Annotated in this window: 12 protein-coding genes; 5 read left to right on the forward strand and 7 right to left on the reverse strand. The window is 65.7% G+C overall.

Translation table 11 applies throughout. The features are described from left to right. The coding region (locus FVW27_RS19345; RefSeq protein WP_424991896.1) for a Tex-like N-terminal domain-containing protein at positions 1 to 444 on the reverse strand (444 nt) is incomplete at its 3' end. Between the two features lie 109 nt (positions 445 to 553). Between FVW27_RS19345 and FVW27_RS19350 the strand changes: the two genes are divergently transcribed. Then, complete coding sequence (locus FVW27_RS19350; RefSeq protein WP_012612017.1) at positions 554 to 790, forward strand: hypothetical protein; 237 nt, start codon at positions 554 to 556, stop codon at positions 788 to 790. Positions 791 to 920: 130 nt separating this feature from the next. Here FVW27_RS19350 and FVW27_RS19355 read toward each other — a convergent pair whose 3' ends face one another. Both FVW27_RS19355 and tpx read right to left on the reverse strand, forming a co-directional pair. Further along, on the reverse strand, positions 921 to 1,394 hold the full coding sequence (locus FVW27_RS19355) for a hypothetical protein (RefSeq protein ID WP_167128448.1): 474 nt from the start codon (positions 1,392 to 1,394) through the stop codon (positions 921 to 923). Between the two features lie 400 nt (positions 1,395 to 1,794). Continuing rightward, complete coding sequence (gene tpx / locus FVW27_RS19360) at positions 1,795 to 2,307, reverse strand: thiol peroxidase (RefSeq protein ID WP_208294893.1); 513 nt, start codon at positions 2,305 to 2,307, stop codon at positions 1,795 to 1,797. Between the two features lie 427 nt (positions 2,308 to 2,734). Here tpx and FVW27_RS19365 point away from each other — a divergent pair, with 427 nt between their 5' ends. From FVW27_RS19365 to FVW27_RS19380, 4 genes are all read left to right on the forward strand, one after another. Then, complete coding sequence (locus FVW27_RS19365; RefSeq protein ID WP_167128451.1) at positions 2,735 to 3,943, forward strand: ammonium transporter; 1,209 nt, start codon at positions 2,735 to 2,737, stop codon at positions 3,941 to 3,943. An 84-nt stretch (positions 3,944 to 4,027) separates the two neighbouring features. Continuing rightward, a complete protein-coding gene (locus FVW27_RS19370; protein ID WP_167128453.1) occupies positions 4,028 to 4,366 on the forward strand; it encodes a P-II family nitrogen regulator in 339 nt (112 codons plus the stop codon). Between the two features lie 88 nt (positions 4,367 to 4,454). Then, positions 4,455 to 7,346, forward strand: a complete 2,892-nt coding sequence (locus FVW27_RS19375; RefSeq protein ID WP_167128456.1) for a [protein-PII] uridylyltransferase family protein — start codon at positions 4,455 to 4,457, stop codon at positions 7,344 to 7,346. A gap of 525 nt (positions 7,347 to 7,871) precedes the next feature. Continuing rightward, a complete protein-coding gene (locus tag FVW27_RS19380; protein WP_167128459.1) occupies positions 7,872 to 8,552 on the forward strand; it encodes a hypothetical protein in 681 nt (226 codons plus the stop codon). A 258-nt stretch (positions 8,553 to 8,810) separates the two neighbouring features. Here the strand turns inward: FVW27_RS19380 and FVW27_RS19385 are convergent, their stop codons facing one another. From FVW27_RS19385 to FVW27_RS19400, 4 genes are all read right to left on the reverse strand, one after another. Beyond that, positions 8,811 to 9,557 carry an amino acid ABC transporter ATP-binding protein gene (locus tag FVW27_RS19385; protein WP_167128462.1) on the reverse strand — a complete coding sequence of 249 codons (747 nt, stop codon included), beginning with the start codon at positions 9,555 to 9,557 and terminating at the stop codon, positions 8,811 to 8,813. Beyond that, on the reverse strand, positions 9,544 to 10,335 hold the full coding sequence (locus FVW27_RS19390; RefSeq protein WP_035065499.1) for an amino acid ABC transporter permease: 792 nt from the start codon (positions 10,333 to 10,335) through the stop codon (positions 9,544 to 9,546). Before FVW27_RS19390 ends, FVW27_RS19385 begins: the two co-directional genes overlap by 14 nt. Before the next feature lie 89 nt (positions 10,336 to 10,424). Further along, the gene (locus tag FVW27_RS19395; RefSeq protein WP_012612008.1) at positions 10,425 to 11,165 is read right to left on the reverse strand and encodes a basic amino acid ABC transporter substrate-binding protein; all 741 of its coding nucleotides are present in this window, start codon (positions 11,163 to 11,165) and stop codon (positions 10,425 to 10,427) included. Positions 11,166 to 11,481: 316 nt separating this feature from the next. Then, the gene (locus tag FVW27_RS19400; RefSeq protein WP_167128464.1) at positions 11,482 to 12,087 is read right to left on the reverse strand and encodes a LysO family transporter; all 606 of its coding nucleotides are present in this window, start codon (positions 12,085 to 12,087) and stop codon (positions 11,482 to 11,484) included. Positions 12,088 to 12,194: the final 107 nt, after the last annotated feature.

The following is a 12,194-nucleotide window of genomic DNA, read 5'->3' on the forward strand; positions in this document are numbered from 1 at the left end:
TCGCGCCGTGTGCAGGGCCTCTGCCAGCGGGGCCAGGCCGCGCCGCCGGGCCTTTTCGGCGCGGGTGACGCGTTTGGGTCGGTAGGGCAGGTACACGTCCTCCAGCGCGGTGAGCGTGGACGCCCCCGCCACGGCCTTGGACAGCAGCGGGGTGAGCAGTCCGCGCTCTTCCAGCGATGCCAGCACGGCGGCCCGTCGCTTGTCCAGTTCGCGTGCCTTTTCCAGGGCGTCGCGCACGGCGGCCACCTGCACCTCGTCCAGACTGCCCGTGGCTTCCTTGCGGTAGCGGGCTATGAACGGAATGGTGGCCCCTTCGTCCAGCAGGGCCATCACGGCAGACACGCCGGGCACCGGCAGGGACAGCGCGGCGGCCAAGGCTGTCGGAGCCGAGGCGACGGGCGGGGCAGGGACAGCGGAGGCGGTGGCCTGAAGTTCTGGCGTCACGGGATATTCCTGTTGTTGTCCTGTGTCGGACGATGTAAACATGTGATTACGTCAGTGGATTGGTTTTCTGCCACAGTCTTGCCATCCGCAACCGTGAAGGAGGTCTGCCATGAGCCATACCGAAGCCGACCTGCCCGCCGTCATCCACGAGGCGGAGTTCGTCATCCTGGCCGACGGAACCCAGGTACGCTACGAGGAAAGCGGCGGCGCGCGCGATGTGTTCGTCAACGACGAATGGACCGCCCGCTCCACATTGTTTCCCGGTTCGGACTACTGTCTGGAAACCGGGGGCTGCACCTATCTGCTGACCGCCACCGACGACGGGCTCAAGGTGGAGAAGCAGTAGCCAGCCCGGTGTCCGGCGGGCGGCCGGAAAATTGCGGGGCCGCGCATGTGCGCGGCCCTTGGCGTTTGCGGTGCCGGTTCGCGCGCCCGTGCAGGCGGCTGCGGTCAGGGGGATCCGGGCTGTATCCGGCTTATTGGGCTGGTCCCTGCCCCCGCGCGGTAAGCCGGGCGCGCAGGTACGCGCCCAGCAGGGCGCCCGCGTCGCCGGGGCCATTTTTACCGTCCTGGACAATGCCAAGGGCGTGCAGGTCTTCCGCCACCTGGCGCTCCATCTTTTCCGACTCCATGAACATCACGTAAACCAGGGCGATGGTGGCGTCGTTGTCTTCGCTGCCGTCGCACAGGGCCGCCAGGTGTTCGTGGGGTACGGTTTCCTGCAAGCGGTCCGCGAACATGGCCGCCCACTTGCCGTACAGCGATTCCGGCAGTTGGGGCACCATGGTCGACAACACCCGCGCGCCATGTTCGTCCATGTCGGGCAGGGTCACGGCCATGAACTCCTCCAGGGCCTCGGTGCGGCGCCCGGCATCGCGCGACAGATGGCGCAGCACCGTGGCGACAAGGTGGGCGCGAGCCTGGTCGGGGGTAAGGGAGGATGCGGACATGCGGACTGCTCCTGCGGCGTGGTGATTTCCGTCGGATGCCCTGCGCGGCCCGCGTTTGGCGCGGCAAACGTGCAAGGCATGACGAGGTGCGCAGCCTAGCTCAGGCGAGGCCGCCGTGCAAGGCTGGCGGAACGGTGCGGACGGCTTGGCCGGCGCGGCGCGAACCTGCGCAAAACGGAATGTCCGATGCCCGCGCCGCGCAGGGATGGTGTGGGCAGGCAGTGCGGGCCGGTGAAACGGGCAGGAAGAGGGGAAGGAAAAGAACAATGCGGTTTCGCGTGGGCGAAACCGCATTGTCATTTTCGTAAAACAGCCTGTGGTCGTACGTCCTGCGCCATTTCAACCCGTCGGCGCGCATGCCCGGCGGGAAGATGGCGTGCGTCGGCCCGTCGCAGGTGCGCTACAGGGCGGCGCGCACGGCGGCCAGTGCTGCCTCGTAGTTGGGCTCGTGGCTCACTTCGGGCACGATTTCGGTGTAGGTGACCGTTCCGGACCGGTCCACCACGAAAATGGCGCGGGTCAGCAGGCGCAGTTCCTTGATCACCACGCCGTAGGCGCTGCCGAAGGACAGGTCGCGGTGGTCGGACAGGGTTTCCAGCGCGTCCACACCGGCGGCGCCGCACCAGCGGGCCTGGGCGAACGGCAGGTCGCAGCTGATGGTCAGAATGCGCACGTCCGCGCCAAGGCGGGTGGCTTCCTGATTGAAACGCCGGGTTTCCATGTCGCACACGCCGGTATCCAGCGAGGGCACGGCGGAGATGAGCAGTACCTTGCCCGCGTAATCGGCCAGGGCGCGCGGGGACAGGTCGTTGGCCAGTGCGGAGAAGCCGGGGGCCTTGTCGCCCTTGGCAACCGGGGTGCCGGTGAGGGTAAGGGGAGTGCCCCTGAAGGTGATGATGCCGGTACGATCCATGGGTATCCGCCTCCTGCGGAAGGGGGTTCAAAAGGTCCGCCTCGCGGGGGCGAGGAGCCTTGGCGATGTTCCGCGCCACCTTGCGGGGTGCGGCGGCTTCGTGCCCGGCCATCTGCGGCAGATGACGGACACGGCGGTTCGGAAAGCCATACCACAATGGCGGTGGCATGCAAACCGGAGCGGGATGCTTTTTCAGTGGGTGCTGCAAAAATGTCTGTTTTTACAAAAAAGAAACTATAAACGCTTCTTCTATTACCAAAATGGAAAAACACGAAAAAACCCGATTTACGCAATATGCCGAATTCATTGGAAGCGACCTTTTTGTAGCAGATGGCACGCTCCTTGCCTTTACCATGGCATCGTTCGGGTTTGCCCCTGTCCGTTCGGTCCGGCAGGGGGTGTACGTCAACATTTCGAGGAGGTTCACATGAACGCGGCGGATACCGCCTTCATCCTGGTCTGCTCCGCTCTGGTCATGTTCATGACCCCGGGGCTCGCCCTGTTCTACGGGGGGCTCGTGCGTGCGCGCAACGTGCTGTCCACTACCATGCACAGCTTCATTCTTCTGGGCGTGGCCAGCATCGTCTGGGCGGTCATCGGCTACACGCTGGCGTTCGGTCCCGACATCGGCGGGGTCATCGGTGGGCTTGATTTCGCCTTCCTGAACGGCGTGGGCATGGAACCCAGCGAATCGGTCACCAACATCCCGCACCTGCTGTTCATGGTGTTCCAGTGCATGTTCGCGGTGATTACCCCGGCCCTCATCTCCGGCGCCTACGCCGAACGCATCCGCTTCCGCGCCATGCTGCTGTTCTCGGTGCTGTGGCTGGTTGTGGTGTATGCCCCCATGGCCCACTGGGTGTGGGGGGGCGGCTGGATGTTCGGCCTTGGCGCGCTTGACTTCGCCGGTGGCGCCGTGGTGCACATGAGCTCTGCCGCCGCCGCCCTGGCCGCCGCCCATGTGCTGGGCCGCCGCCATGGTTATGGCCGCGAGCCCTTCGTGCCCCACAACCTGCCCATGACCGTGCTTGGCGCGGGCATCCTGTGGTTCGGCTGGTTCGGCTTCAACGCCGGCAGCGCCCTTGCCGCCAACGGCCTTGCCGCCAACGCCTTCGTCACCACGCACCTGTGCGCCGCTGCCGCCGTCATCAGCTGGGTGGCCGCAGAATGGCTGCACACCGGCAAGCCCACCACCCTTGGTGCCGCTTCCGGCGCCGTGGCCGGCCTTGTGGTCATCACGCCCGCCGCAGGCTTCGTGGCGCCCATGCCCGCCATCATCATGGGCCTCATCGGCGGCGCCCTGTGCTACGGCGGCGTGCTGATGAAGCATGTCTTCAAGTACGACGACGCCCTGGACGTGGTGGGCGTGCACGGCGTGGGCGGCACCTTCGGCGCCCTCGCCACCGGCATCTTTGCCTCCAGTGCCGTGAATACCGCCACCGGCCTGCTCTACGGCAACCCCTCGCAGCTCTGGATCCAGTTCATTTCCGTGGTCGCCACATGGCTGTTCTGCTACGTGGCCAGCCGCATCCTGTTCCATGTGGTTGACGCCCTTGTCGGCCTGCGCGCGGATACGGAATCGGAAGTCGCGGGCCTCGACGTCAGCGAGCACAACGAAGCGGGTTATCAGCTCTAAGCTTGCCGCTGCCGCCGTTGTCGCCTACAAGGCGGAAGGGGTCATCCCTTCCCTGAACACGAACCGAGCTTCAGGATGGACATCATGAAGAAACTTGAGATCATCATCCGCCCCTTCAAGCTGGACGAGGTCAAGGAAACGCTGGCCGGCCTCGACGTGAAGGGCATGACCGTCACGGAAGTAAAGGGCTTCGGTCGCCAGCGCGGCCACAAGGAAGTGTACCGCGGTGCCGAATACCAGGTGGACTTCATGCCCAAGGTCAAGATCGAAGTCGTCGTCGACGACGCGCAGGTGAAGCCGCTGGTCGATGCGGTGGTCAAGGCCGCCCGCACCGGCAAGGTGGGCGACGGCAAGATATTCATCTCGCCGGTGGAAGACGTGCTGCGCATCCGTACCGGTGAAACCGGCGTGGACGCCATCTAGCCGCAACATACCGCAATCCATGGGCGGCGCCTCGGCAGCGAACGGGGCGCCGCCCGTCCATACCCACCATCCACCCCCCCATTCCTCCATGACGCAGGCACACGGGCCCTCTTCCTCCGCTCCCGCCGGTAGTTCCGGCACGCCGCGCGATGCCGCCACGGTCCTGCGCGAGGGGCGCCCCGCGCTGCTCGAACGCCTGGACGCCTCCCTTTCTCCCCCGGTCGGCCCCCTGCCGGAAAACGCCTGTGCCTCGCGGCCTGACGCGCACTGCCGCGACACCACGCCCGCTCCCACGGGCGCATCGCGTTTCGAACGGGCCTACAGCCGTCTGCTGGACGACTATTTTCGCCTTCGCTTTGCCGAACTGCGCGGCGGCCATGACAAGGTGGCCCTGGTGGCCGTGGGCGGCTATGGCCGCGAGGAATTGTGCCTGGGGTCGGACATCGACATCCTGATCCTGTGCGGTCGCTCCATCCCGCCGCAGGCCATCGACCTGGCCCAGCCGCTGTTCCTGCCCCTGTGGGACGCGGGCTACACCCTTGGGCACGGGTTCCGTACCATCGGCGATTGCGTGAAGCTGGCCGCCAAGGACCACAAGGTGCTGGCCAGCCTGCTGGACGCGCGGCTGATCACCGGCAACGAGGCCCTGTTCCGCGAGATGGTGGACCGCCTGAACGACAAGGTGCTGCCGCGCCGGGGTGCCTCTTTCCTGTCCTGGAATGACGAGGAGCACGAGCGCAGGCGCGCCTCGCACGGCGACGGCGCCGTGCTGCTGGAGCCCAACCTGAAGGAAGGTCTGGGCGGCCTGCGCGACTATCACCGTATCCTGTGGCTGGGCCGCATCCGCAACGAGGCGGGCAGCGTGGAGGAAATCCTGGCCCAGGCCGGGTTCTCCGCATCCGATGCCGCCCTGCTGCGTGAAAGCGTGGGCTTCCTGCACGACGTGCGCAATCTGCTGCACCATCTTTCGCGCCGCAAGAACGACCAGTTGTTCCTGGATTTGCAACCGGAAATCGCCGCGCGCCTCGGCTTTCACGAGTGCGGCAACCTGCTGGCCGTGGAATGCTTTCTGGGCCGCCTGCACCGGTGCATGTCGCACATCAAGGCGCTGTCCGCCGCCTTCCGGGGTACCCCCGGCGGTCCGGTGCACCCCGACCAGCCCTGCCCCGAGGTGGAAGGCCCCGTGGTCATGGCGGGCGGCACGCTGCACATCTGCCTGCCCGACCCGGCGGCGGTCACCCCCGGCCTGGCCCTTTCCGCCTTCGTGCGCGCCGCCGAATGGCCCGGATCCAACGCCCCCGCCCCCGACTGGAATACCCGCAAGGCCATGGAGCAGGCGCTGCAACAGGCCCTGTCCGGCGAAGGCGGCGCCCTTTCCGGCGCCGATGTGGGCGCGGCGCTGATGCGCATCCTGGGGTCCGGCAAGGCGTTTCCGGTGCTTGGGCACATGGACGAGACGGGGCTTTTGCCCGCCATCCTGCCCGCCTATGCCGAAGCGCGCGACAGGGTGCAGTTCGACGGGTTCCATACCTATCCCGTGGGGATGCACACCCTGTTCGTGATCCGCCAGTTGGAATCGCTGGCCAGCGAAGATTTCGAGCCGTTTTCCGGCTTCTGGCGTGGCGGCTGCCTGAGCGTGCCCAATGAGCAGGCCGGACCTGGCGGGGCAGGCGGGTCAGGCTGGGCAGGCGGACAGGACGAGGACGCCGCACGCGACAGGCTGTGTCTGCTGCTGGCCGCGCTGCTGCACGACCTTGGCAAGGGCGGGGCCGACGCCTCGCACCATTCCGAGGTGGGGGCCGAGATGGCCATGCGCCTGCTGGCGGAGTGGGGAGCGCCGCCCGAGATCATCGACGACGTGGTCTTTCTGGTGCTGCACCACCTGCTGCTCATCCGCACCGCCCAGCGCCGCGACCTCAACGACGAATCGGTGGTGGCCCAGTGCGCGGGCACCGTGGGCAGCCTGAGACGCCTGAACATGCTGTACCTGCTCACCCATGCCGATTCCATGGCCACCGGCCACAAGGCGTGGAACCGCTGGACCGCCAGCCTGCTGTACGAACTGCACGGCAAGGTGGCCAACATGCTGCGGGACGGACAGCTTGCGGGAACGCAGACCGCGCAGGCCATCGTGCGCACGCGCGACATGGTGCGGGCACTGGTGCGCGAGCGGCAGTCCGCGTTGCACTACACGCTGGAGACGGCGGGGCTGTATCTGGACGCCATGCCCTCGCGCTATCTGCTGGCCATGCCGCCGGAAGACATCGTGCGGCACATGTCGCTGGTCTACCAGCTGAACCGCGACGTGGCCGAATCGCGTCGCCGCCTGCCCGAGGACCGGGCCGAGCGGGGCGTGGTGGTACTGGAGGGCAGGCCGCTGCACGGCGGGCGCGACAGCGAGTTGTGGGAGGTGCTGGTGGCCGCGCGCGACCAGACCGGGCTGTTCGCCACCATTGCCGGGGTGCTTTCGCTGCACGGTTTGAATGTGTTCGGGGCCGATGCCTACGTGTGGAGCGACGGCACCGTGCTGGACATCTTTCACGTCACCGCGCCTCCGGACCCGCTGTATGCCAGGGATTTCTGGGGCAAGGTGCGCGGGGCCATCCATTTTGCCCTGACGGGCAAGCTGTCGCTGGACTACCGGCTGGAGCAGGCCCGGACCTCCAATGCGCTGAAGCACAAGGTGCCCACGGTGTTGCTGGATGCGGTGCGCCGTCCGCCGGAGGTGCGCATCGACAACGAGTTGTCGGATTTCCACACCGTGGTGGAAGTGTTTGCGCCGGACCGGCCTGCGTTGTTGTATGATGTCGCACGGGTGTTGCAGGCGTTGCAGCTGGATATCCTGTTTGCCAAGATTGCGACCCTTGGCAACCGCACCTCGGACAGTTTTTCGGTGCGCACGGTGTATGGCCAGAAAATTACCGACGAGCAGCAGATGGACGAGGTGCGCGCGGCCCTGCTGCATGTGGTGTCGCAGTAGCGGGAGTGAAGGGGGAAGATTCTCTGCATTGTCATTGACGCGGGCACGCTGCCTGCGAAATCCGTCTTTTGCCGCCGGGCGGCGTTAGCGCGCGCCTTTTGTGCTCACGTACATAAGTACGTTCCGCGCAAAAGGCGCGCGCTGCCTTGCCCGCCGGGCAAAACTCGTAATTCCTTACATCGCGCCCGCACCAGCCCTCCGCGCCGGAAGCCCGGCGCGGAGGGTGAGGAAGAAAGGCATGTCATCACGGACAGGAAGGCGAGGGAAAATGCTGTTTTGAACATGCCGGGGGTATTCATCTGTGCATTCGGGATGCCGGTGCGTCCCTTGGGAACGCACGTTTTTTTTGCTATCCACTTTGGGCGCCGCGATGCTGCGGGGCAGGGAGCAGAGGTCATCCCATTGCGTGGCGATGGTCAGGCGCGCGTGGCGCGATCGGGGCACGGCAATGGCGGGCGTATCGGGTACGGCAGGGAAGGCCGACCCGTCGGCCCGGCAGGTTTTTTCACGGCACACGGAGGCAGCATGTTCGAGCGGTATGCCGCGCAGGTGGACGAGTGGCGCGACATTCATTCCGGGGTGGACTTCATCAACAGCCGCAGGCAGGGCGAGGCCGAGGCGCGCGCGCTGCTGGACGCGGCCTTCGGGCCGGGCGGCAGCGGGACCATGTCTGCCGACGACTATCGGGCCCTGTGCATGGCCGTGAACCGTGAATGCATCGAGGGCAGCGTGCCCAAGCGCATCACCTGCACCCGTTTCGGGGCGGGGTTTGCCAGTCTGTTGCGACTGGCCCCGCGCATGGACGAGCTTGGCCCGTGGCTGTCCGGACTGTGGGCGCTGCCCATTGCTGGCGGTACGGAAGCGGCGCTGGCCGAGGCCTTTCGTCTGCACGAGGCGCGCAAGATTGCGGGGGTAGGCATCTTTGCGCTGTCGCTGCTGTTGTACCTGAAGTCGGGCGCGGATATGGGCACGGACAACGAGACCGACGATGCGGACTTTTTTCTGCCGTGCACCCCGGCCCTGTGGCGCGGACTGGCCTTCCTGAAGGGGCAGACGGTGCGTGATGGGTCCGGCCCGCGCACGCAGGCCGACTACCGGCGCTTTCTGCACGACGCCCACGCCCTGCGCGAGCGGTTCTGTCTGCTGCCGCTGGAAGTGGACTTTGCGCTGGCCCGCGCCGTGGGCATGCGCGTCGCCGGTCGTTGAGGCAGGGCGGCGTCTCGCATCCCGGGGCGTCCACTTTCTACGTCACTATCACCGGGCCGGGGCCATGCTCCGGCCCGGTGGCATTTCCGCTCCGGTGAATCGCGCAGCCCTGTGTGGCGGCCAGCGGTAATGCCGGGCATCCACGGATTGCCGGGCATTCCCGACTGCCGGGCAGCGCGGCAGGCACGCAAAAACGGGCCGCCCCTTGCGGAGCGGCCCGTTTGCATTCGTCCCGTGGCCTGCGGCGCGGCGGGGGCGCTACAGGATCTGGTTCAGGAACTTCTGGAGGCGCGGGTGCTTGGGCGCACCGAAGAATTCCTGCGGCGCGTTTTCTTCCAGCACCTGGCCGTGGTCCATGAAGATGATGCGGTCGGCCACTTCGCGGGCAAAGCCCATTTCGTGGGTCACGCAGACCATGGTCATGCCTTCGCGGGCCAGGGTGACCATGACATCCAGCACTTCGCCGATCATTTCCGGGTCAAGCGCGCTGGTGGGTTCGTCGAACAGCATGATCTTGGGGTTCATGGCCAGGGCGCGGGCAATGGCCACGCGCTGCTGTTGCCCGCCCGAAAGCATGGCCGGAAACACGTTGGCCTTGTCGCTGATGCCCACCTTCTTCAGCAGTTCCAGCGCCCGGCTTTCCGCCTCGGCGCGCGGGATCTTGCGCAGCCGCATGGGGGCCATGGTCAGGTTCTGCAGCACGGTCTTGTGCGGAAAGAGGTTGAAGCTCTGGAAGACCATGCCCAGTTCCTGGCGGATCTTGTTGATGTCGTTGTCGGGCGAGTTCACGTCCTGCCCGTCCACGATGATGGTGCCCTTGTCCACCGTTTCCAGCCGGTTGATGGAGCGCAGCAGGGTGGACTTGCCCGAGCCGGACGGCCCGCAGATGACCACCTTTTCACCGGGCATCACGTCAAGGCTGACGTCGTTGAGGGCCGTCAGCTCGCCGAAGAACTTCCAGGCGTGGCTGATGCGGATGATGGGTTCGACGCTATCGGCGGTCATAGTAGTTCAACCTCGATTCCATGATGCTGACGCCCTTGGACAGGAACAGCGTGATCAACAGGTAGATGAGGGCGACCATGGTGTACGTCTCGAAGTACAGGAAGCTCTCCGAGGCGAATTCGCGCCCGCGCCGCAGGATGTCGGCCACGGCGATGATGGACACCAGCGAAGTGTCCTTCAGCATGGCGATGAATTCGTTGCCCACCGGCGGCAGGATGGTGCGCCATGCCTGCGGCAGGATGACCATGAACATGGTCTCCGCCCGGTTGAAGCCCAGCGAGCGGGCGGCTTCGGTCTGGCCCTTGGAAATGGAGTCGATGCCCGCGCGGAACACCTCGCCCATGTAGGCGCCGTAGCACACGCTGAGCGCGATGATGGCGGCCAGCAGGTCCGGCACCTTCAGGAACCGGCCAAGGGCGTAGTAGATGTAGAAAAGCTGCACCAGCAGGGGAATGCCCCGCACCACTTCCACGTAGGTGGAGGCCACCAGGTTGATCAGCCGGTTGCGCGACAGGCGGCCAAGCCCGGTGATGAGCCCGATGGGGATGGAGCACAGGATGGACAGCACGGTCACCTTGAAGGTGACGGCAATGCCGTCGGGCAGGAATTGCAGCAACCGCCAGTAGGGTTCGGGCCTGCTCGCGCACAGGTAGACGAGCGCGGCCAGCGCGCCCACGAAGGAGATGGACCATGCGGTTACGATCCGCCGTTCCTTCGGGTCCGGTATTATTGCGCCGTCGGTAATGACGATGCGGACGTTCTGGGGTTCGTTGGTCATGGCGTCTCTGAAGCTTTGACGTTGAAAAAGGGGGGACCGGCGTCATACCGCCAGTCCCCCATGGTGCGCAAGTATCTAGCCGGGCACGGCTAGCGGCCGATCCACTTTTCGCGGAGCTGCTTGTCGATGCCCTTGGCCTTCACGGCGGCGATGCCCTTGTTCAGAAGGTCCAGAACTTCCTTGTTCCCCTTCTTCACGGCGATGCCGTAGAATTCCTTTTCCTGGGTTTCGATGACGAAGGCGATCTTCATCTTGGCGGCGTACTGTTCCTGCTGCAGGGCGTAGCTGGCGGCAACGGGGTCGTCGCACACCACGCCGTCGATGCGGCCGTTGAACAGGTCTTCCATGGCCAGGCCGATTTCGTCGTACGACTTGGCGGTGACGCCGGCGGTCTTCTTGATGGTGAAGTAGCCGGTGGTGCTGATCTGGCCGCCAAGGGTCTTGCCCTTCATTTCGTCCAGCTTGGTGACGTTGGTGGTCTTGGGCACCACGAGGGCCTGACGCACTTCGTAGTAGGGGGCGGTGAAGTCCATGGCGTTCTTGCGTTCGTCGGTGATGGACACCGAGGAGACGATGGCGTCGTAGCTGCCGGATTCGAGCCCGGCGAAGATGCCGTCCCAGGCCACGTTCTTGTGCACGATCTTGAAGCCCGCTTCCTTGGCCATGGCGTCGGTGTAATCGACGGAGAAGCCGACGAGGTTCTTGTTCGCGTCAACAAATTCCATGGGCGGCCAGGTGGCGTCCTGGGCAACGACGATGGTCTTCTCGGCAAAGGCCACGTTGGCGGTGACCAGCAGGGCCGCAAGGGTGAGGACGATCTTCTTCAGCATCCCGGATTCTCCTCTGGACAGGTGGTTGGTGTGACGGACGGACTCCCTTTTCTGGAGTATAAGTGAGCAGATTGTCAATGAATGAGTGAGAAAACGCCAGACCCCGGCGGCATGATTGACACATTTGTCACCACTTCGCGGGGGTGACTGATGGGCGGTTGCTGAAAAAGAGTGGTGGTGGCGAAGACGTAGTGGGTGGGGCTGGGCAGGAGTGGTGTGGACCGTAGAAACGGGAAAAGGACCGGGAGGCAAACCGGGGCATGGGGGGCGGCGGCTTCGCCCTGCCGCCCCAATGCGTGCCCGCGCGGGCGATTCACTACATCCAGGTGAAGATGGCCGTCACCAGGATGGGCACGGCCACGGTCAGCACCATGCCGCTGAACACGGCGATGATGCCGTAACGCTCCCCGGCGTAGCGGGCGATGATCGGCAGGCTGGTGTCCATGCTGGTGGCACCGCCTGACATCACCGGGGCCAGCCCGCCGAACAGGCGCACCAGAAGCGGGGCGGACAGCAGGGTGACCAGTTCGCGCGAGATGTTGGCGATGAGCGCCATGGAACCCAGGGCCGCGTCACCCATTTTGGTGATCATGATGCTGGACAGGCTGTAGTAGCCAAAGCCCGCGCCCACGCCCAGCACGTCGCGCAGGGGCATGTCGCCCAGCAGGGCCCACGCCGCCAGCGATCCGCCAAGGGTGCCGATGCCCACGAACAGCGGCACCAGTGCCACCTTCACGTGCAGTTCGCGCAGGATGCGGAACGAGCGGGTATCGAACCCGATGCCCATGCCCACCACGAACAGCAGCATGTACAGCGCCCACGAGGCCAGGTCGCCCGCCTGGTCGGCCCTGGGGATGATGTCCAGCCTGCCCAGCAGCACGCCGGACAGGAAGAAGCCGAGAATGATCAGGCTGCCCTTCATGGCCGGTCTCCCGTGTGCGCAGTGGCCGAGGGAGTGGCCGCACCCGTGTCCGGCGAGGCCGGGCGGGCGGCACCGGGGCCGTCCAGCGCGCCGCGCAGCAGCACATG

The sequence above is a fragment of the Nitratidesulfovibrio liaohensis genome (assembly GCF_011682075.1).
GTDB classification, from domain to species: Bacteria; Desulfobacterota; Desulfovibrionia; order Desulfovibrionales; family Desulfovibrionaceae; genus Cupidesulfovibrio; species Cupidesulfovibrio liaohensis.